Origin of the sequence: Methanobacterium alkalithermotolerans, from assembly GCF_018141185.1 — an archaeon.
Lineage (GTDB): Archaea > Methanobacteriota > Methanobacteria > Methanobacteriales > Methanobacteriaceae > Methanobacterium_F > Methanobacterium_F alkalithermotolerans.
Window position 1 is genome coordinate 856,371 of sequence record NZ_CP058560.1, and the last position, 21,660, is coordinate 878,030.

At 35.6% G+C, this 21,660-nt stretch carries 21 protein-coding genes and 2 tRNA genes; 7 read left to right on the forward strand and 16 right to left on the reverse strand.

The window, feature by feature from the left end:
• Window positions 1-24 precede the first annotated feature (24 nt).
• On the reverse strand, window positions 25-1,434 hold the full coding sequence (locus tag HYG87_RS04095) for a sodium/glutamate symporter (RefSeq protein WP_211533956.1): 1,410 nt from the start codon (window positions 1,432-1,434) through the stop codon (window positions 25-27).
• A 94-nt stretch (window positions 1,435-1,528) separates the two neighbouring features.
• The gene (locus HYG87_RS04100) at window positions 1,529-2,770 is read right to left on the reverse strand and encodes a molybdenum cofactor synthesis domain-containing protein (RefSeq protein ID WP_211533957.1); all 1,242 of its coding nucleotides are present in this window, start codon (window positions 2,768-2,770) and stop codon (window positions 1,529-1,531) included.
• A gap of 209 nt (window positions 2,771-2,979) precedes the next feature.
• Between HYG87_RS04100 and eif1A the strand changes: the two genes are divergently transcribed.
• The 5 genes from eif1A to HYG87_RS04125 all read left to right on the forward strand — a co-directional run bounded on the left by eif1A (window position 2,980) and on the right by HYG87_RS04125 (window position 7,828).
• A complete protein-coding gene (gene eif1A / locus HYG87_RS04105) occupies window positions 2,980-3,279 on the forward strand; it encodes a translation initiation factor eIF-1A (RefSeq protein WP_211533958.1) in 300 nt (99 codons plus the stop codon).
• Between the two features lie 192 nt (window positions 3,280-3,471).
• Window positions 3,472-4,239, forward strand: a complete 768-nt coding sequence (locus tag HYG87_RS04110) for a serine protein kinase RIO (protein WP_211533959.1) — start codon at window positions 3,472-3,474, stop codon at window positions 4,237-4,239.
• Window positions 4,240-4,456: 217 nt separating this feature from the next.
• On the forward strand, window positions 4,457-5,023 hold the full coding sequence (locus tag HYG87_RS04115) for a KH domain-containing protein (protein WP_211533960.1): 567 nt from the start codon (window positions 4,457-4,459) through the stop codon (window positions 5,021-5,023).
• A gap of 182 nt (window positions 5,024-5,205) precedes the next feature.
• Window positions 5,206-6,777 (forward strand): DNA topoisomerase VI subunit B, encoded by a 1,572-nt coding sequence (top6B, locus tag HYG87_RS04120; protein WP_211533961.1) that lies wholly within the window; start codon window positions 5,206-5,208, stop codon window positions 6,775-6,777.
• Window positions 6,770-7,828 carry a DNA topoisomerase IV subunit A gene (locus HYG87_RS04125; RefSeq protein ID WP_211533962.1) on the forward strand — a complete coding sequence of 353 codons (1,059 nt, stop codon included), beginning with the start codon at window positions 6,770-6,772 and terminating at the stop codon, window positions 7,826-7,828. The genes top6B and HYG87_RS04125 overlap by 8 nt, the downstream gene beginning before the upstream one ends.
• 315 nt (window positions 7,829-8,143) lie before the next feature.
• Here HYG87_RS04125 and HYG87_RS04130 read toward each other — a convergent pair whose 3' ends face one another.
• From HYG87_RS04130 to HYG87_RS04145, 4 genes are all read right to left on the reverse strand, one after another.
• Entirely contained in the window at window positions 8,144-8,644 is a 501-nt protein-coding gene (locus tag HYG87_RS04130; RefSeq protein WP_211533963.1) for a TIGR00288 family NYN domain-containing protein, read from the reverse strand.
• Window positions 8,645-8,841: 197 nt separating this feature from the next.
• On the reverse strand, window positions 8,842-9,300 hold the full coding sequence (locus HYG87_RS04135) for a GyrI-like domain-containing protein (RefSeq protein WP_211533964.1): 459 nt from the start codon (window positions 9,298-9,300) through the stop codon (window positions 8,842-8,844).
• Window positions 9,301-9,411: 111 nt separating this feature from the next.
• A tRNA-Ser gene (locus HYG87_RS04140) sits at window positions 9,412-9,497 on the reverse strand.
• A 354-nt stretch (window positions 9,498-9,851) separates the two neighbouring features.
• Window positions 9,852-9,936 (reverse strand) — tRNA-Ser (locus tag HYG87_RS04145).
• 242 nt (window positions 9,937-10,178) lie between these two features.
• Between HYG87_RS04145 and HYG87_RS04150 the strand changes: the two genes are divergently transcribed.
• Window positions 10,179-10,820 (forward strand): class I SAM-dependent methyltransferase, encoded by a 642-nt coding sequence (locus HYG87_RS04150; protein ID WP_211533965.1) that lies wholly within the window; start codon window positions 10,179-10,181, stop codon window positions 10,818-10,820.
• Window positions 10,821-11,284: 464 nt separating this feature from the next.
• On the opposite strand, the gene katG is transcribed toward HYG87_RS04150, so the two are convergent.
• The 9 genes from katG to HYG87_RS04195 all read right to left on the reverse strand — a co-directional run bounded on the left by katG (window position 11,285) and on the right by HYG87_RS04195 (window position 20,258).
• Window positions 11,285-13,459, reverse strand: coding sequence for a catalase/peroxidase HPI (gene katG / locus HYG87_RS04155; protein ID WP_211533966.1), 2,175 nt, complete (start codon window positions 13,457-13,459; stop codon window positions 11,285-11,287).
• 235 nt (window positions 13,460-13,694) lie between these two features.
• Window positions 13,695-14,744: an AI-2E family transporter gene (locus tag HYG87_RS04160; RefSeq protein ID WP_211533967.1), complete on the reverse strand. Its 1,050-nt coding sequence runs from the start codon at window positions 14,742-14,744 to the stop codon at window positions 13,695-13,697.
• A gap of 212 nt (window positions 14,745-14,956) precedes the next feature.
• Window positions 14,957-16,273 carry an alpha/beta hydrolase family protein gene (locus HYG87_RS04165; protein WP_211533968.1) on the reverse strand — a complete coding sequence of 439 codons (1,317 nt, stop codon included), beginning with the start codon at window positions 16,271-16,273 and terminating at the stop codon, window positions 14,957-14,959.
• 64 nt (window positions 16,274-16,337) lie between these two features.
• Window positions 16,338-16,877 carry a flavodoxin family protein gene (locus tag HYG87_RS04170; protein WP_211533969.1) on the reverse strand — a complete coding sequence of 180 codons (540 nt, stop codon included), beginning with the start codon at window positions 16,875-16,877 and terminating at the stop codon, window positions 16,338-16,340.
• A gap of 77 nt (window positions 16,878-16,954) precedes the next feature.
• Window positions 16,955-17,386, reverse strand: coding sequence for a CPBP family intramembrane glutamic endopeptidase (locus HYG87_RS04175; protein ID WP_211533970.1), 432 nt, complete (start codon window positions 17,384-17,386; stop codon window positions 16,955-16,957).
• A 143-nt stretch (window positions 17,387-17,529) separates the two neighbouring features.
• Complete coding sequence (locus HYG87_RS04180) at window positions 17,530-18,366, reverse strand: carotenoid biosynthesis protein (protein ID WP_211533971.1); 837 nt, start codon at window positions 18,364-18,366, stop codon at window positions 17,530-17,532.
• Between the two features lie 147 nt (window positions 18,367-18,513).
• The gene (locus HYG87_RS04185; protein WP_211533972.1) at window positions 18,514-19,218 is read right to left on the reverse strand and encodes a class I SAM-dependent methyltransferase; all 705 of its coding nucleotides are present in this window, start codon (window positions 19,216-19,218) and stop codon (window positions 18,514-18,516) included.
• 206 nt (window positions 19,219-19,424) lie between these two features.
• The gene (locus tag HYG87_RS04190; protein WP_211533973.1) at window positions 19,425-19,775 is read right to left on the reverse strand and encodes a response regulator; all 351 of its coding nucleotides are present in this window, start codon (window positions 19,773-19,775) and stop codon (window positions 19,425-19,427) included.
• Between the two features lie 45 nt (window positions 19,776-19,820).
• The gene (locus HYG87_RS04195; RefSeq protein ID WP_249164915.1) at window positions 19,821-20,258 is read right to left on the reverse strand and encodes a GNAT family N-acetyltransferase; all 438 of its coding nucleotides are present in this window, start codon (window positions 20,256-20,258) and stop codon (window positions 19,821-19,823) included.
• 283 nt (window positions 20,259-20,541) lie between these two features.
• Between HYG87_RS04195 and HYG87_RS04200 the strand changes: the two genes are divergently transcribed.
• A complete protein-coding gene (locus HYG87_RS04200; protein ID WP_211533975.1) occupies window positions 20,542-20,745 on the forward strand; it encodes a tautomerase family protein in 204 nt (67 codons plus the stop codon).
• 103 nt (window positions 20,746-20,848) lie between these two features.
• Here the strand turns inward: HYG87_RS04200 and HYG87_RS04205 are convergent, their stop codons facing one another.
• On the reverse strand, window positions 20,849-21,628 hold the full coding sequence (locus tag HYG87_RS04205; protein WP_211533976.1) for a YoaP domain-containing protein: 780 nt from the start codon (window positions 21,626-21,628) through the stop codon (window positions 20,849-20,851).
• Window positions 21,629-21,660 lie beyond the last annotated feature (32 nt).

The window sequence follows — 21,660 nt, forward strand, 5'->3', positions numbered from 1 at the left end:
TTTTACACCGGGATAATAAATTTTCTATTTTTTTCTAAAGTAAAATAGCCCGATACCCATCCATAAGATAAGCATTATCAGGCAAAATATAAGTACTATTACCGGGCCAAATTGGAATATTAACGCTACTGATGCGGCAGTAAAAATTCCCCCTCCTACTATGGGTTCAAAAAGTAATTGTTTATATCCAAAGCCTTCCAGAGAAGGAGACTGGTTATCAGGGTCCGCCAGTTTCATTAAAAGAATTCCAGTGGCAGTCATACCCATGGATTGCCCGAAGTTACCTGAACCCCGTTCAAACCAGTAACTGGGAAACATGAGTGGACCCAAATAAATAAATGCAAACAGATTCCAGGTTATACCCACCAGGGCCAGAATAAAAAAGGGTATGATGTTTTCTCCAATAATGCCCAAAGAAAGGGTAGCAATGGCACTGACAATTAACACATCCAGTGAAAATCCCTGTATTCTTACAATTAAATCCCGGTCTAAAGTGCGGTAAATATCATATTTCTCCAGAAACATTTGCAGTATAATTCCCCCGATCATGGCAAAAGGGAAAAGGGGGATAAATTCTAAAACATAGGTTCCAGTTGAAGGGCCCCAGGTTAAATTTTCCATTAAAACCAGGGACTGTTGCATGATATACCCCAATCCAATGGCCACCCCCACATAGGCAAAATGCAGTGATAAGGGCTCTATAGATTCTGTTCTAGTAGTTAATTTACCTGCAGAAACTCTATTATCAAATTCAACAATTCCTGCCTGTTCTTTGAGAGATATTTCCCTAGCATTAGTAATAATTTCAGTTTTACCTTTTTTTACAGCGTAATTCATCAATATAATTCCCAAAATCACCCCAAAGATTAGACCTATGGTGGCCAGTCCCAGTGCTAAATCAGATCCACCTGCAAATCCTAATTCTTCAAATGTTCCAGCCATGCCTGCAGCAGTACCATGTCCTCCCTCAAATCCAATTTCTATTAAAGCCCCGGCCATAGGATCCAGGGCAAAAAAAGGTGTTAATATGAGCAGGGTAACCAGTATACCAAACACGTATTGTCCCCAGGCAATGGTTTGCCCATGGGCAATTTGTGGTCCAGCTATGCGCCAGAGTTCACGGATATTTGGAAGTTTATTACCTAAGAACAAAGAAGCAAATATTATATTAATAAAAAGACCGGGTAAGACAGCCCATACCAATAAAAATTCCTCGGGGAAAATTCCATTAGATAGAACTGAATTTCCAAACCCCAACCAGGTTATCATATTTCCCAGAACTTCAGGGCCTAAAAAAAGAGCTAAAAAACCTCCAATAATGGAACTAGGTAAAAAAAGTTTCTGAAGTGGTCTAGATCTTATCCTGATCCACTTGCCGATAAGTAACACTACCCCCAGAATTAGAAAACTCAGTGCAATCATGTTGGGTGACATGAAAAAAGATTCTATTTCATCTACTATAAAAAAAATATGATTCCTGGATCAGGATTAAATTTTTAGATATTTAAAATCATATAAGGCATTAATATTAATGGATTATATCATCAAAGAAGTAAACCTCTACTAAATCACCTTCAAGAATCATTTCAGTTGTTTTAGGAATTTTAATATACCCATCAGCTTCAGATAAACCAGTGATAGCTCCAGAATTCTTTAAAATAGGATTAACTTGACCTCCTACTATTTTAACCAGCAAGTATTCCATTCTACCCTGGGCAGAGTGAAATCTGGACGCCATGGGAAGTTTTATTTTGTCTGAAGGTTTGTAATGGGCCGCGCAGCCTGAAAAATTCTTTAAATAAGGGGCAATTAAAACATCAAGGACAATTAAAGCAGCAGTAGGATTTCCAGGAAGACCGATCACCATTTTATTATTGACCTCTCCAATTATAGTTGGTTTACCTGGTTTTATTGAAATTCCATGAACCATTACCTCCCCCATATCATCCATAACCTCTCGGAGTACATCTCCTGCCCCGGCAGAAGTTCCTCCTGAAGTGATTATTAAATCTGCATCTTCAAGAGAATGTTTAATTGCATTTTTAACAGCCGCGTATTCATCAGGGATTATTCCCTTTAATAGGGGATGGACACCATATGATTCCAGAGCACTGTAAATGGTGGAAGAGTTTACGTCATAAATTTTACCATATTCCAGATCTTCTTCAGGGAGAACAAGTTCATTTCCAGTTGAAATTACTGCCACCTTAAGTTTAGAACGTACTTCCACTGTAGAATATCCCAGTGCCGCTAAAACACCAATTTTGTCCGGGCTTAAAATTGTTCCCGCTTTAAGTACCAGTTCCCCCTTTTTAATATCCGATCCCCTTGCTGCAATGTGTTGACCGGGGTATGAACCAGTAAATAGTTCTATGTTTTCTTCATTTTTTTGGGAAAATTCCACCATTACCACCCCATCTGCTCCAGGAGGTATAGGGGCCCCGGTAGTTATTTCACTACAAAATCCAGATTTTATTTCTTTTTGAGGAGTACTGCCTGCCCTAACTACTTCTACAAGTTTTAACATGGCAGGATTTTCTTCAGTGGCGCCGAATGTATCCTGAGATTTAACCGCATAACCATCCATAATGGCCCGATTAAATGGAGGTAAATCCATATGAGCATGGATATCATGGCTTAAAACTCTAAATAAAGCTTCATTTAAAGATATTTTTTCAACAGATATGGGACTATAAATTCTCTCAAATAAATTTTTTACCACATTATGTGCCTTTGAAACATCTATTATTTTTAAAAACTCAGTTCCCATTATTAGTTCTCCTGAAGTTTAAGAATTTGCTTAAAATTTGAAAAATCATTTTATATCTAGAGAGAATTTTCCTAAAGACAGGGAAAATTGAAATAGCATACACGTTATATAAATCATTATATAAGTTAGGAATATTATAATTATTAAATCTGTACTTACGTTAAATAGGATTAGTTATATAAATTTTTATAAAATTAGGAGGAGAGTTTTTGAGTAGAGGATATGTACCCCAAGAACCAAGAAGAGTTAGAACCCCGCGTAGAGGAGAAATTCCTGCTGTGGTAGAACAAATATTAGGGCATGGTAAGTTAAGAGTTCGTTGTACCGATGGAAAAATAAGACTAGGCCGTATACCAGGAAAAATGAAAAAACGAATTTGGATCCGTGAAGGAGATGTGGTTCTGGTAAAGCCATGGGAATTCCAAAGCGATGAAAAAGCAGATATTGTTTGGAGATATACTAGAAATGAAGCGAACTGGTTAGAAAAAAGAGGTTACTTAACTCTTTAACCTTGAATCTTTTTTCACTTAAATTCAAAGAGATTTTTTAAAATCTAATAGAATTCTTCATTCATTAAAATTCATCATAGCAATTTTATTCCTCAGGCAGTAATTAAGATACTTGAATTGCATATAATATTCTATTTGCTTTTAAATTTCATTCTATATTAATTGTGATTAAATCTATAAGGAAACTATTAAATGGACCCGAAAGTATCCCGAGCAGATCGAGACCTTAGAAAAATGCTATCCGAAAAACGCATTAAAAGTGTTGAAGATCGAAGTGTGGGAAGTGAAATTTTTGACCAGCAGACTCTTAAAACCCTGTATAAAATGGCCAACAGTGGATATTTGAACATCTTAAATGGAGCCATAAGTACTGGAAAAGAAGCCAATGTTTTAAAGGGTATTCATGAAGATGGTCATTTCCTGGCAGTTAAAATTTATCGTATCAATACTTCTGATTTTAAAAAGATGCAGTACTATATCCAGGGAGATCCCCGTTTTAAAGTTAGAACTACCCACAAACGGCAATTAGTTTATGCCTGGGTAAATAAGGAATACAGGAATCTGAAACGTTCCCTGGAAGCAGGTATTGTGGTTCCAAAACCCATTATATCCCAAAATAATGTTCTGATCATGGAATTTATTGGGGATGACGATGGAAATCCTGCCCCTATTTTAAGGAATAAGGCTCCTGAAAATCCGGAAAAAGCATTTGAAAGCGTGGTAACGTCCATGAAAAAATTATACCATGAGGCTAAACTGGTCCATGGGGATTTATCAGGTTTTAATATATTAAATAACAATGAAGAAATGGTAATTATTGATATGTCCCAGTCGGTTGTGGTTGATCATCCCATATCCCGGGAACTTTTAGAAAGGGATATAGATAATATTATCCTTGATTTTAAAAAATTCGGTGTTTCTGCGTCCCATGAAGAGGTGAAGCAGAAAATTTTAGGTTAAAATCAAGAAAAATTTATAATGCTTTATTTACAGAATATATTCTGTGAATTAATTTAATACTCTAAAAAAGAGTTTTAAATCCATTTTTATTAAATCTTAAATTTTATAAAAAAAATTATACCTTTTTAGCCCCAATAAAAGGGCAGAAAATGAAAATATGTTGAAATTATATTCATCAATTAATTTAATAATCAAAAAAATTTCATGAGGTGAAATTATGCCCACCACAGAATATCTTAAAATTCCCCGGGAACGAGTAGGAGTATTGATAGGGAAAAAAGGAGAAGTAAAACAACATATAGAAAAATTAAGTCAAACTCAGCTGGATATAGATAGTGAGGCAGGTAATGTCTCCATAACCCCTCAGGAAGAAATGGAAGATCCTTTATCAGCCTGGAAAACACGGAGCATAGTCAAGGCCATAGGTAGAGGTTTTAATCCAGAAATTTCTCTGCGACTTCTTAATGATGACATGGCCCTGGTTGTAATCAAACTAAATGATTATGTAGGTAAGTCTAAAAAAGCTATGGCACGGCAAAAAGGACGAATAATTGGTAGAGATGGTCGAACTCGTCAAATCATTAAGGAAATGACTGATGTGGATATGTCCGTGTATGGAAAAACTGTATCTTTAATTGGAGATTTAGAAAGATTGATGATAGCTAAAGAAGCTGTGGAAATGATTTTAAATGGTTCTCGCCACAAGTCAGTATATGCTTTTCTGGAAAAGAAAAAACAGGACATGAAAATGAAGGCATTTAAAGAGACTATTCAATTAAAATAAAGTACTTAATTTAACCTTAATTTAATTACTTTAAAATGCAAGTATTTTAATAGTGTTAATCAGTTAATTATAATCAGGTCTAATTGGTATATATGAAATAAATTTATAATAATATTATTTTACAGTTAAAAATTAGTCCTGAAATTAAATTCTAAAATTAAAAAATATTTAGGAGGGTAATTTTGGCTAGACAAGCTGGAGAACTCTTTGAAGAGTTTCAAGAATTAACTGCATCAGAATTTTTCCGAAAGAATAAGCAGATGCTGGGATTTTCAGGTAAAATAAGATCTCTTACAATTGTTTTTCATGAATTAATAACCAATAGTTTTGATGCTGCTGAAGAAGCAGGTATACTCCCTGTAATAAAAATTGATCTTAAAAGAGTAGACAAAGATCATTATATTTTAAAACATATCGATAATGGTCCTGGAATACCGGAAGATTTTGTAACCCGGGTATTTTGTACCATGTTTGCTGGATCAAAATTCAGGAATATCCAATCAAGAGGTCAGCAGGGTTTAGGTTGTAGTGGATGTGTTTTACTTTCACAGATGACCACCGGTAAGCCCGCGAAAATTATCTCCGGATATAAAGAAAATGGTAAGCTTAAAGGCGTTCAGATGACCCTTAAAATGGATGTCAAAACTAATAAGGGACTCATACTGGATAAAAAAGAAGTTGAAGTTACTGAAACCGGAGTTTGTGTTGAATTACAGTTCAAGGATGTTTCTTACTCCTTATCTGAACAGGGAGCCTTTGAATACATCCGAAGAACCATGATTGCCAACCCTCATGCCCAAATAACCTTCCGGGACCCCACCGGACATAAATATATATTTAATAGAGCAGCGGAAATCATTCCTCCCCTTCCCAAAGAAGTTTTACCTCATCCCAGAGGAGTAACAGCAGATGATCTAATTTTCATGGCAAAACATACTGATAAGCGTCGTTTCAGAAGTTTACTCACCAGTTCTCTATCCAGAATGTCCACCAAAAGGGTAAATGAAATTGAAGAAATGACCGGTATTGACCTCAATAAACGCCCCAAAGATATGAAATGGGATGAAGCCGAGAAGATAGTGGAATTATTCGCTAAAATGGATTTCATGGCACCTCCTACTTCTGGTTTAATACCTATTGGGGCAGAACAAATAGAAAAAGGTTTAATTGAAATTCTTAAACCAGAATTTGTAACTGCCACCACCAGAAAACCAGTTACCTACAAAGGAGGAGTAGCTTTTATTATTGAAGCCGCCATTGCCTATGGAGGGCAGGCAGGCAGAGTGGTAGGAGAACAACGAAAAGCAGAAATAATGCGTTTTGCCAACCGGGTGCCACTCACCTTTGATCAGGGAAGTTGTGCCATAACTGAGTCTTTAAAAAGTATTGACTGGAAGAGATATGGTATAAAAGATCTGGAAAATGCACCGGTAACGGTATTTGTAAATATCGTGTCTACCAATGTGCCCTATTTATCCACCGGAAAACAAAGTGTAGCCCCTGAACCTGAAATTTTACATGAGGTACGTCAATCTTCCATGAAAGTAGCCAGAAAACTTCAAAAATATTTAAGGGCAAAAAAAGCTGCTAAGGAAGAAGAAATGCGTTCCAAAATTTTCGAAACCTATGTGCCCATTATTCTTAGAGAAGCTGCCAATCTGGCAGGCACCTCAGTTCCAGAATATGAAGAAGTCCTGGCCAAGGTAACCCGCAGGGCTAAGGCAGAACTACTGGGGGATACTTTAGATGAATAAAAAAGAAATCGCAGCTAACAAGCTTACAAGTTTAGGAACCAGTATCATTGAAGATGTAACTAAAAACAAAATCCCTAACATCCAGGTACCATCCAGAGGTACATCCAATATTGTTTTTGATGAACAAAAACGTCATTATGTATTAGGAGATCGGTATGGTAAACGTTCCCTGGGTAATGTGAAACAAATTAAAAAAATTGGCCAGATGGTTTACATGGCCAATTTCTGTAAAGATCTGGTGCAGCGTGAAAAAACCGCCACTTTAAGGGAGTTGTACTATGTTTCTGAAGGTTGGGACGTGGAATTTGGAGATCAGCAAGAATCTAACATTATTGGAGAGGATCTGGAGGTTACTCTGGGTATGACCCGGGAAGATCTTGGTCTGATGCCTGAGGAAGATGGAGCATCCGTATATGGAAAGATAACCCTTCAAGAAGACGACATTGAAATCAATGCCCTTCGCTCGGGTAAATCAGGTTACACCATATCCCCTACCATTGATGAGGTGGAATTTTTAGATCACGATGTAAAACGAGTTATTGCCGTGGAAACCATGGGTATGTTCCACCGGATGGTTCAGGAAGAGGCTTACAAAAAATTTGACACCCTGATTGTAGGATTAAAAGGACAGGCCGCCCGTGCTACCCGAAGATTCTTGAAAAGAGTGAATGAAGAGCTTAAATTACCAGTTTACATCTGTAACGACGGAGATCCATGGGGATTCCACATTGCCATGGTTATAATATCCGGTAGTGCTAAACTAGCCCATGTAAATCATCAACTGGCCACCCCCAATGCCAAGTTCCTGGGAGTTACTGCCAGTGATATCATCAATTACGACCTTCCCACTGATCCTTTAAAGGATATTGATGTGTTGCGTTTAAAGGAACTCTTAAAAGATCCTAGATACCGGGATGAAACCTGGAAAACTGAAATTAAAAAAATGCTTAAAATTGGTAAAAAAGCAGAACAGCAGTCTTTTTCTAAATATGGATTGGAATATGTTGTTGATACCTATTTCCCTGAAAAATTAGAGTCTATGGAAAATTAAAACTAAATTAACCTATGCCCTATATTTTAAGGGGCATTTTTTTATTTTTTTTAAATAATTTAATATTCAATTTTTGTTTTTAGTTGCTATTAAATAGATTTTAAACCTGAAAATTGATCATCCTAGAATAGGAATTTTAGAAGTTAAACTCATGGGAAGGATTTTAAGTTATACCTCTAAAATCATCCAGAAAATGAATAAGATTCATTAAGTGATTTAAAAAAAATGCAGAGTAAAATAAGTGATGTGTTTTTTAAATTTAAAATTATTAGTGTTATTAATGTCCCAAATTTAAATTTAGTGAAGCAGGGATTTCTAATGAATATTTTTATTAGGAATTTTTGAGTCAAATACAATTGCACTATCAGCTGAATTTTTTAAAGCAATACTTAATCCTGGTTCAGCTCCCACCAGTATGGTTTCTTTACCTTTTTCTTTGGCAATGTTTAATAATGGTAAAAAATCAGCATTACGGGTCATTAAAGCAATAATATCAATATGAGGATTGTAAATAAGTTCAAAAGCTTCAACTGCCAGTTGAACATCAATATCTCCCGCTACAATTAAAGGTGAAAATCCCTGATTAACAATGGCTTCAATTAGTTTATCAGAAGCATACTGGTTTAAAAGTACTTTACCAACTTTAATATTTCCACTTTCACTAATTAAATCTTTTACAGTCTCTAGATCAAGGTTAAATTCCTTTCTTAGCATATTAGGCCCATCAACAAGTAAACCCACATTTTTGCCCCCGGATTTCTTGGTTTTTAAAGGCAAATACTCTTTAAAGGAGGTTAATTTTTCCAAGTTACGCATTTTCATCCTCCATTTTATTTAATAAACTATTCAGACCCAAAAACAATGAAAAATTAAATTCCCTTATAAAAAAGCAAGGGACTGAATTTATAATAATTATATATTAATATTCCCCCCAGATATTAAATACCTATGCATAAATCTAGCCAGAATCCTGATTTTTGAAAATAGGAAAAAATAAAAGAGATTTTTTTATTCTACTTTTTATTAACCGGAAACTGAACTTCAGTTAGCAGATCCTCTGGTTTTTCCATAGATGGATCATTTAGATAGATTTCAGTAACAGGCCCCACGATTTCATAACTATTTTTTACAGCATAATCCGCCAGACCATGGATAACCGGCCCCACATCAGTATAAGGGCCTTTATGGATGGCACTTAGCACATTTTGAGGTTGTATTTCCTTAGTTTTAAATTTATCATCATGAGGAGCTTTCCCTTTAAAAGAAAACCCGATTTCATACTCCAGTTCTTCTTCTGGAACTTCTTCTGGAGAGTTGTAATATGTTCCATATACCATTCCCGTCATGGTTAAATTGTTCTCCATCAGCCAGCGGCCTACATCCTGGATATAGTCTGGAATTTTCTCATAGCTTCCCTGGCACATCCGATAGACCACTCTTACCTTTTCCCTGTATTTTTCCTTAATTTCCATTTAAACCACAATATTAATATGTTGATTCCAGTTAATATTTTTTCCCTGAGCAGTTAAAGAATAAGAAAAATCAATCCATAGTTTGCCCGGATAATTCTATTAAAAAATAAGCGCCGAGACTGGGATTTGAACCCAGGACGAGCAATAGCTCAACAGGATTTCGAATCCTGCGCCTTACCATACTAGACTATCTCGGCAATATTTTTATGTAAAATATAAGTTATATCTTCTTCAACCATATAGGTTTCCTTTAATAAATATAATATAAAAAAGGCCTATTCCCCTAATATTTTATAATATATTAGCTATTTGTATTCATTTTTAATAAAGCCTGCCCCCTTATCCTAAAAAATAGAATTAAAAAGGGGCGGATACAATAATACCTTCAAACCCCCACATAAATAATTTTTTTTCAATATAAAGTTCAATATCTTTTTGCATTAATATGGGGATAAAAATAAGGAAGTATGGATAGGAAGATATGACCTGGTTCAGGTAGTTATATTAATCCTGTACATTATATTAAATTTTGAATGGTAAAAAGTAAAAAACGCCGGGACTGGGATTTGAACCCAGGCGGAGCAAAGCTCCACAAGATTTCCAGTCTTGCGCCTTACCAGGCTAGACTATCCCGGCTAATAATCTGCTTAACTAAGAATTTCTGTTCATCTTATAAAAATATTTTCATTCAGGTCTTACAATCCTTATCTTCAAAAAAAAAACAGGTGCAAAACAATGCCATAGGAAAGTTAGGGCGGATGATTCATACAGAGAGGGGGCCTGATAAAAAAAACTTTAAAAATCCGAAATTAGATATAGAATTAAAATTAGGAATAATTTCAGGGTAGGAGAGATATTATATTTAATGGAGGTTTGGAGTGCATAGTCATAACCAGAAATATTACTGGGATAAAGTAGCAGAAGAAAAGGAATTCCCCACTCCCTTCCAGTTTGCTGAATTTAAAAAATATGTCTTAGAGGATATGAGTATTCTGGATGTGGGTTGTGGTTATGGAAGGACTCTGGCTCAACTAAAAAGTAAAGGATTTCATTATTTAAAGGGCATTGATTATTCCCAGGGTATGATTAACCGGGGTATGCGTCTTTATCCAGATTTAGATTTGATTAAAACTGATGGAGAAAAAATACCATATGGTGATGCTGAATTTGATGTGGTGATATTACTTGCAGTTTTAACATCCATTTATCATGATGATGATCAGAGAAAATTAATATCCGAAATTCAGCGGGTTTTAAAAAGGAAAGGAATATTGTACATCAATGATTATCTATTAAATCAGGATCAGAGAAATATGGATCGTTACAAAAAATATAAATCAGATTATAATATTTATGGAGTCTTTAAGCTTTCAGAAGGTGGTGTTTTCAGACACCATACTACAGAACATATTTTAAAACTTACTAAAAGCTTCAATCCTTTAGTATTTAAAAAAACAGTTTATGATACTATGAATGGACATAAATCAAATGGATTTTATTATATAGGTCGGAAAAAATGATTAATATTTAGACACAGAATAATATTGCAATTATAATTTTTTGATAAATCCCCGGATTTATGCGTTTTAGTCTTAAAACTATGAACCTGTGATTTAATAAATGAATTAATGCTTTTTTATCAGTTAAATAATATATATCTGACCAAGAGCATCTTAAAATTGAAGCAGTGTGCTTTTGGCTTAATGTGATGATTAATGTTTCTATATATGTAGGTCTTCCCTGGGCATTTACACTCTCTTCTTGTAAAGTAGGCCTATATAGAAATATGGTTGCAGTATTTTAAAGGTATTGCTAAAGACATCGTAATTTTAACATCGTGCAGGTAATTAAAATAATAGTTAATTCTCGATAGAATTTGTTTTGGAATCTATTCTACCTATTTTGGCTAAAATATTTCAGGCATTTTCATATTCTATTGGAAAAATAAAAAAAGTAAAAAATAATTGGTAGAATACCGACTTTTTTACGATAAGTCCAGATCGAACCTATCCAGATTCATAACTTTGTCCCAGGCCATTATAAAATCGTTTATGAACTTCTCAGAGTAGTCATCACATGCGTAGACTTCTGCCAATGCCCTGAGTTCGGAATTAGAGCCAAAGATTAGGTCTACACGAGTAGCGGTCCACTTGAGTTCTCCTGTTATCCTATCCCTACCTTCGAATAGATTTTCATCATCTGCAGATGCATCCCATATAGTGCTCATATCAAGCAAATTCACAAAGAAATCATTGGTAAGTGCTTCTGGTTTTTTTGTGAATACTCCATTTGGAGATTGTTCAAAGTTGGAATTCATAGCACGTAAACCACCAACTAGAACCGTCATCTCCGGAACAGTCAATGTTAGTAATTGCGCTTTGTCCACCAGCAATTCTTCAGGTCTAGCAGCATATATGGTCTTTTGATAGTTGCGGAATCCGTCAGCAATTGGTTCAAGATAAATGAATGAATCAACATCAGTTTCTTCCTGTGAAGCGTCCATTCGTCCCGGTGTAAAGGGTACCTTCATATCATAACCAGCATTTTTAACAGCCTGCTCCACCCCTGCACAGCCTGCTAGAACAATTAAATCTGCCAGAGAGACCATCTTGTCGCCTGACTGGGTCTGGTTAAATTCAAGCTGAATTCCCTCAAGAATATCCAGCACTTTGGTTAACTGGAGGGGTTGGTTTACTTCCCAATTTTTTTGTGGTTCCAGGCGAATACGGGCACCATTAGCACCACCACGTTTGTCTGAGCCACGGAAAGTAGACGCAGATGCCCATGCAGTGTAAACCATCTCTGGAATAGTCAAATCAGAATCCATTATCCTGTCCTTGAGGGTGTTAATGTCTTCTTCATTAATCAATTCATGATTTACTGCAGGGATAGGGTCCTGCCAGATGAGTTCCTCTTCTGGTACCTCTGGGCCAAGATAGCGTGACAGTGGTCCCATGTCACGGTGGGTAAGTTTAAACCATGCCCGGGCGAATGCATCTGCAAATTGATCTGGATTTTCATAGAAGCGCCTTGAAATTTTTTCATAGTCAGGGTCCAATCGTAAAGAGAGGTCTGTGGTTAGCATACCTGGAGTTCGACGTTTTGATGAATCATGAGGATCAGGAACAGTACCAGCACCCGCATCACCCTTAGGTTTCCACTGGTAGGCACCGGCCGGACTTTTTGTCAGCTCCCATTCAAATTCAAATAATATCCGGAAGAAGTTATTGTCCCATTTAATAGGGGTGTTGGTCCAGATAACTTCCGGTCCGCCGGTAATGGTGTCGTTGCCTTTTCCCGTGCCAAATTTGCTCTTCCAGCCAAGACCCTGCTCCTGAAGGGGAGCTGCTTCTGGCTCTGGACCCACTAATGATGGATCACCAGCCCCGTGGGTTTTACCAAATGCATGGCCACCTGCAATCAGGGCCACTGTTTCCTCATCATTCATAGCCATACGAGCAAAACTCTCCCTGATATCACGAGCAGCAGCAATAGGGTCTGGCTTTCCATTAGGTCCTTCCGGGTTAACATAAATTAAACCCATCTGAACAGCAGCCAGGGGATTTTCAAGTTCACGATCGCCAGTATAACGTTCATCTTCCAGCCATTCGCTCTCTGAACCCCAGTATATATCTTTTTCTGGCTCCCAAATGTCTTCACGCCCACCACCAAAACCAAAAGTCTTAAAGCCCATGGATTCCAGGGCTACATTTCCCACAAGAATCATCAAGTCAGCCCAGGATATTTTCCGGCCGTATTTCTGCTTAATGGGCCACAAAAGTCGCCTTGCTTTGTCAAGGTTTGCGTTATCAGGCCAGCTGTTTAGAGGGGCAAAACGCTGACTACCACTTCCTCCTCCACCACGGCCATCACCAATACGGTAAGTACCGGCACTATGCCAGGCCATCCTGATGAATAAAGGCCCATAATGACCAAAATCAGCTGGCCACCAATCTTGTGAATCAGTCATAAGTTTATGAAGGTCTTTTTTTAAGGAATCTAAGTCAAGACTCTTGAATTCTTCAGCATAATTAAAATCTTCACCCATGGGATCTGACTTAGAGGAATGTTGACGCAGAATATCAAGATTTAATCTTTCTGGCCACCAATCAATGTTAGTCATACCACCATTTACCCTTTTTATAGTTTTTTTATGCATTATTTCACTCTCTTTTTACCCTTTCTACTCAATCAGGTTAATTGCAGAACCTTTGGATTTTATGTTTTAGATTTTAAATTATTTTATAGCATGTCATTTAATATGTTTTGAATTTTATAATAGTTTTTCCAATTATTATTATTTACCACTTTTATTAAAAAATTTTTATTAATTATTATTTCATCCCGACCATAAATGTATTTAAATCTAATGAATTTCTCCTGAAAAAATGGTTTTAGCTATTATTTTTATCCTTAACCCTTTCATCCCGGTAAACCTTTAAGGCCCCATAGGTTATTCCCAGTATAAGAGGACCTATAAATAGTCCTGGCAGTCCCATGGTTACTGCACCATAGATGAATCCCAAAAGAAAAACCAGGGGATGAACTTCTGAGTATTTAACTGAAATTTTAGGCCTTATATAAAAATCTGTGCTGGTTTGAATAATCCAGCCCAGTGCAATCACCATGACCCCCTGGAAAGTGTTGCCCAGGAGTATGCTCACAATTCCTATTAAACCATACACTATCCAGGGCCCGATTATGGGTATAAACATGGCCACTCCACTAACAATAGCCAGTAAAATAACATAAGGATATCCCAGTAAGTAATAGATTATACCAGATAATATCCCCAAAATCACCGCGGGAATCACATTACCTGCTATGATGCTTTTAAGGACGTCTTCAGCGCTTTTGACGAGTTTCTTATAAAATTCGCGATCACCCACAGGTACCATGTCTTTAATAAATTTAATCACTTTGTGTCCGTCCCGGGCAAAGTAAAATGTTGAAAAGAGTAATATGAAAATTTGAGCTGCCAGGGCAGGAATAGAGCTAAGTATGGAAATGGTCTGGCCATATAAAAAGGATATAAATTGTATGATTCCCGACTGTATTATATCCAGGACTTCTTCTGAAGCCCCGTTAAGGGGAGATAAGTTGCGCAGGGTAGTTCCAATTCTGCTGCTATTGGTTAAATCTGGTGAAGATCGAGGTATTCCTTCTACAATATATCCCCCTATGGTCAAGAACTCACCAAAGGTGAAATAAAATAGTACCAATAACGGGATGGCCAGTATGATAATCCCCAGGCTAATGGACAGGGACTCATATTTAACATAAGGCTGGATTTTTTTGGAAATAAATCGAATATAGTAGGCTAAAATTGCTCCAAAAATTACAGTGGAGAGTACAGGAGTTAAAATAGCAAATGAAATAATGAATAATACTAGTAACAAAGGTATAATGGTTGAAAAAGATATTTTTTGAAAATGGGGAAACATGTAATCACCTTATTTAATTAGATTTAAAAAATATTCTCTGAAGTTAAAATATAGGAATAAATTTAAGAAAAATCAATTTTTAATGAAATTTCTAAAATGTTATTAGTGCTTTATCCCATAAAGATTTGCGGATTTTTAAAATATTTTAAAGAAATGTTAATTTTAATTAAAATCTCAAATCCTATTTTTAATCCGGGATTTATTTTTGTAATCTAATAAGGGGTTCTCTGGAAAGTTAAATCTAGCCAGTCCAGAATTTTTTTATTGGACAAGGGTAAATTACCCACCTGACAGTGATCTCCTGCCCCTTCTGCTGTTTTAAAGAGTAAGAATGTTTTGGGGCATTTAAGTTGATGATATAGCATAGGAGCCTGGCCCTTCATACTTAAATCATTTTCAGAATCACAAATAAGAGCAGGAGATTTTATTTTATCGGCTGAATCGATCATATTACACTCTGAATACTTCACCAGGAAGTCAGCAGGAGAATCTGCTTTAAAGGTGTACATTCCATTTTCAAAAAACCAGGCCATCAACGTACTATTTTCCATACGGCTCTCGATTTCAGCATTAATTTCTTCAGGATTATTTTCAATATATTCCATTAATTCCTCCCGGGTAATGTTAAGATTATGGGCCATTCCCCTGACAGGATCATAAACTCCACCATTGGCAATCACCGCTTTTATTCTAGGATCATGGGCCGCCGCCCGGGGGGCCATGTATCCCCCAAAGCTCAGGCCATAGAAAGCCAGTTTTTCAGGATCCACTTCACTACGAGATAAAGCATAACTTACCACAGGTTGTGCTACTTTTTCCCAGTCTGGTCTAAAGGGTAGACCCTGTACCCGAATGACCCTTCCCTGCCCCGGTCCTTCAAAAGTTAAAACATTATAACCCCTCTGGTTGGCTGCCACCGCATATACATAGAGTTCTTCCTGAGTACCATCAAAGCCTGTCTGGATAATAAGAGTGGGCCGTGATTTTCCGGATTCATCTACCTTATAAAAATAAGCAGGTAAGGTGGTATTTTCATAGGGTATTTCCACGGCCTCTATTTCAGGTTTTGATAATCCCGCCGCTATCTGAAAACATTCATGGCTTTTATTCCAGCTGGCAATTATTCGGGGATCTTCTGGATTACCATGCAGATAAAACTCACTAACCCGGTAGTAGTTGCCTGCCATTAGGTACTCTTCCCTGGCTTTATTGTTTTTTCCTTGGGAAAGACTGCTATTGGCTTTTTTTTCAGTTTTCAGGGCAAGCTGGTGCCAGGCACTATACCAACTTTCAGTATCCCCTGATTTAATATCAGAAGCAGCTTCCAGGCATTCTTGAACCGAAGATGTGCCATAGGCCGATTGGCCTACAATACGTATGAATTCAAAGTGAAAAGAAGAATCATTGAATAGAACCACTTCCGAATTATAAACTGTGAATTCTCCCATTGTCCAACCCGGATTAGAAAAAGTAGCAAAAAAAGTAATTAAAAATATGAGCAGTACTAGGAGGTAGTTTATTTTATTCATTCCTGCACCTGATATGGAATTTATGCCAGATAGGCAATTTGATCCTTCTAAACAAAAATTTATCTTACAATAACCGGACTATAAATTGGGAATATTTATTTTTATCCCCGGCCCCCCATACTGTATGCCCAAATTTAGTGGATAATTTAACCTTCATATTTTTATCTTCCAGTGCCTGGGCCATGATTGTATTAGAATCCTGATCTTCGCTTCCAGCCAGCGTATAAACAGCAGTAATAATATTTTCAGTGGGTTTTAAATTATTTAGATAGGTTTCCACAGGTCCGGTGGGTTTGGCACCATAAGTGGGACTTCCCACAATCAAGAGATCATATCCAGAGGTATTCAGTGCTACAGCAGATCTAACTCCAGCTAAAGTTACTTCATAGCCATTTGATTTTAGTTCTTCAGCCATATATATCGCTGCGGTTCTAGTTCCACCGGTCAAGCCAGGATCATAAACAATCAAGGCTTTTCCCCTGATATCTCCAGAAGGTTTTATAAAGTGGGAACTTTTACTTCTAATAACCCCTATTAACCATGATATGATCATTATAAAAATTAATAAACCTATAAATACCCCTAAAATCATTAATATGTCCATTTTTTTACCTCCACTAAATTATTTTAATCATTATGCAATAATAAATTTTTGATAAATAAGGCAATAATTTATAAATTTTAATATTCATATACGGCAGGAGACTTTGATGGTAGTTTATTCCACATTTTATCTTTTAAAATAACTATTAATGCTGCTGAATTGATTAATATCAAGAAAGCTAACTGGTAGGCAACTCCTATTGACGAAGGAATGATTATTAAAGTACCCATAGTGTTTACACTGGTATGGAATAGAGTGGTCATTAGAAGGCTGCCCCGGGTATGGTTATAAATCCAGGTTAATAGGAAGGTTAGGGGAATATTCCAGTAAAATCGGCCCATGAACCCCTCCAATCCACCAGGATAGATTCCATTTACATGAAGTGGTAAATACCATAGCATCCATATCAAAGCCAAAATAAGTGTTCCTATCAAGGGAGAGTAAATATTTTGCAATCGAGGTAAAGCAAAGCCCCTCCATCCTATTTCTTCCCTTAAAGGCCCTCTCACCAAACAAATATTATCCAAAGGAAATAATAAAACCCGAAAGAGTAATTTGTGAAATAGGGGACCATAACTCATTTTTCAACAGGTATCGATATCATATTAATACATCTTATTTTCTTTTGTGTTATCTTAAGTATGATCTATTTTTAATCTAATGAATTATTATTCCATATATTGATTAAAGCCAGTAAAGTTACAAATATCATGGTAAAAAACGTGATTAGTGCCATAGAAATAGTGATGTCATTGTACTGGTAAAATATTGAAAAAATAGTACCCAGGGCCATAATACCATAAACAGCTGCTGCTTCGGACCAGTAGAACTTATTAGATGATTCATGATTTTTAGGGAGTTTAACGCAGTCATATCTAGAAAGGTACAGGGCAAAAATCTGGAAGAATAAGTATACCACCAAAAACCATCCAAAGAAGTTAGAGATGGGAACTCCAAAATAAGCTCCTGGAGTAGTCCAGATCCACAGACCCTGCAAAGTTGATGATATAGGGTCCACAGTCAAATCCCACATTACCATAAGAAAAGCCGCAATTAATGGCACTATAAAAGCTTGCTTTCCTCCTAATTTTTGGCCATATTGGCCGGTTAAAACATGGGCTAACATCCAGGAAAGATAACCTACGGCAAAATAGGCAAATATTATAACGAGAGGAACATTCAATAATCCCAGGGTGGGAGAATAATGGTAAAAACCAAAAGGAAACCCTGTGATTATACTCAAATTTTCAAAAAAGAAGCTAACTGCCCAGGTAATCAGGAAAAATACCAGAATATTTTTTTTACCATATCGTTTTAGTCCATGAAAAATGACGAATATGAATATAAGGGCAGTAACCAGAAAAGAGTCTATAGCCAGCAAATTAGGATTTTTATAAGTGAACATAAAAAGAATATTAACTATTAAAAAAGCAAGAATCAAAGACCATCTAAAAAGGTTAAATTTTTTAAAATCTTTTTCTTTCAGCATAATAGCCCTTCTGAATCTTATAATGCACTTAATCTATTATTTAAATAATATTTAATCTTTTCAAAGTGTTTTAGGAAAAAAATGAGGAATACTTTATTATTCTTGGGTTTGCCTGGTGATAGATTCTGGTAGAATAGTTATGGTGATTTAAATCTTTGAACAGATATATGTGACAAAATTTTCGGTTTCAATTACTTTAGAATCTATTGAAAATCCTGTTTTTTTGAATAAACCCTCCATAATCCAGTCATAAGTGCTGAACTCTTCTTTTATATGGATGATAGTCTCCTGAACCATGGATTTACTGGCTGTTTTTTTCATATTATCTATCATCTGGTTTAGGGATATTTCATATTCCGCAGGAGGAATGGTAAATACCAGATCAGAAAAATAAAGTTTCCCCCCCTTTTTTAAGCAATTTGACATCTTAAGAAGAGCTACTGATTTCCAGAAATCAGGTAAGTGATGCATGGCAAATTTAGAAACCATTTTATCTACTTTTGCACCCTGATGCTGGTAGGTTAAAAAACCGGTGCAGTGAGTTTTTATATTATGAATCTGCTTATATTTAGCCTTTTTAGTTAATAATTCCAGCATGGATGGGGAAATATCCACTCCAATGACCTCTTTAGCATGAGAAGCTAGTTCCAGGGTAATTTCTCCTGTCCCACACCCATAATCAAGTACCACCTCTTTTTTAGTTATATTTAGTTTTTCCACCATGTCTTCTGCTTCTTTTTTAAAGTCTCTAAATTGCTGGTGCTCAAAATCATATTCTGAGGCAATTTCAGACTCTGAGTAATCCACTCCTATCTGTTTTTCTGCAAAATACCATTTTGGATTTGTTTTCATTTTATGCTCCTTCTATTTTATTGATAATTGTTAGATAGAAAAAGATATTATATATTGATTAAATTGTTAAATCCGGATTATTTTTCAATATTCGGGTATTGAGTTCTGCCATATCTAGATTAAGCTTTTCTATCAGGAATTATTCTATTGAATCCATTAGTGGTGATATTCACAGTTTATGTAATAAAATTTGATATTCAATTACTCTAAAAAGCTCGGGAGATACAATATTCTAAATGATCCTGTTTTATGGGCATACTTAAAATTATAGCGTTTTCTGGTAGTTGTAAGGATTTATTTAAACAATTTTTAATAAAAACAGCAATAAAGATTATAGGGATTTTGAAATGTTCTATCTGTTGAAACACTTCCACACCACTCATTTTACCTTTTAATTGAACATTGATTAAAATTAGATCAGGATTTAAATCTTTTATATATTTAATGGCCTCTTCTGCGGTAGAAGTTACGGCCACTACATTATGGCCTAATTTTGACAGGTTAAATTTTAAATCAGAGATAATGGATGTTTGATCTTCAATAATAAGGATATTCATAAAATCAACAACATTACATAATATTAATTGCTTGTTTAGCTATGCTTAATTTTTTAAAGATTTTTTAAAACCTTTATGTGTATTTGGGTTAAATCCTAAATACTCATAAAAAGCAATTGCATCAGTTCTATCGTTTTCAGTGATTAATAAAATCTGGTAACAGTTATTTTCAATTGCTATCTTCTCAATCTCAGTCATTAATGCTTTTCCCGCGCCTTTTCTTCTGTATTTATGATCAACGACTAAATTTTCAATTAACATAAATGGTTTACATTCACCATAGAGTTCTTCACATATGATCCCAGATAATGACCCAATCAAATGATTTCCTTCCAAAGCACTTAAAAAAATATATTTGGAATCTTCTTCTAACTCTATAAACTTTCTTTCCATTAATTCAGTTGATGAATCTTCATTCCAAAAATCCTTATACAGCATTGCTAAGGCAGGTATATCTTGTTTAACCATTCTTTTTATTTCCATTTTCAAATTCCGTCCCTTTATTTGTTAAAAACTATGCAGTAGGTGAAATCATCCCTAGCAGCACTTTGAATTTAAAGTAGTGGTCACTCTGACCCCGTGGACTAAGATATTTTTAGTATAATTAAGAACCCATATAGCCATTTATTTTAATTAAATTTTAGTAATTTTTTATAATTGAATTCTGCCAGGTGAAACGATTGCTGTGGAGAATGAAAAATAATTATACCTCCAAATATAAAACAAATTTAATGTCTGAATAATCAATAAATAAGGAGATGAAAATATGCCTTTAATAACGATTGAAGCTGGAAAAATGCCAGATGATGTGAGAATAAAATTAATGAAAAAATTAACTGAAGTATCTGCTGAGATTACTGGAATACCTGAGGACTCATTCTGGGTATTTGTAAAAGAATTGGGCCCAGATAGTACAATGATTGGGGGAAAAACTCTATCAGAGGTAGTAAAAGAACGTGAAGGTAAATAATTGTCAATTTTACTCATTTTTTTATATTCTCTAAATTAATCTAAAGTTATAAGGGAGTTTATATCCCCACTTACTAATACTCGAATAATATGATTATTGCAAATTATTCAAGTGCCTTTTTCATAATATTTTCAAATCTGGTCTTGCTAATAGGATGATAACTTAATATTTCTCCATTATAGATAAGACAAAATGAACCAAAAGCACAGGGAGAATTTTGAACATCACAGGCATCATTTAAATCAATCAGATTGGTTTTTAGTTTATATTTATCGTGGGCTGATTCGATAATGCTTTTAACATTTTTTTCAGTATAGGGGCATTGTACTGACCGTAGGATGGTTAATCCCTCAGAATATTTTTTTAAAGATTCCTCCATATCTGCTTTGAACTGGGGATCCTGTGATTTTTCATCAAATTTTTTAACCATTAAATTAAAATCTACTTTAGCACTATCCACCACCGCAAAACCTTTATTCAGGAATATATCATTACCTGCCATGAATGGGCCTTTTCTGGTGACTACTGCCACCCCCAACATGTCCTTATCCTGTGCTTCTTTGATACACTCATCCAGTAACAGGGAAGCCATTCCCTGCCCTTTAAATTCTTTACGAAACCCCACAAAAATGCAGTGAATAAACATGTATCCCTCAGCCTCAACTGGACGGTGGGCATATTTTCCGGGAATATATTCCAGCATTCCCTGATAGCCACCCTTTTTAGACATTACTATCTTTATTCTCAATCCTTTAGGATAATATGCTTTAAACCACTCAATTTTTTTCCTTAGTTCTTTGTGTTTTTTTAAGTCTTTATACCCGCAAACACCATAATCTGCGATATTATCAGGGTTTAAGTCTATTATCTCTATTTCAGGCATATAATTTCTCCAGAATTGTATATTAAGAATTT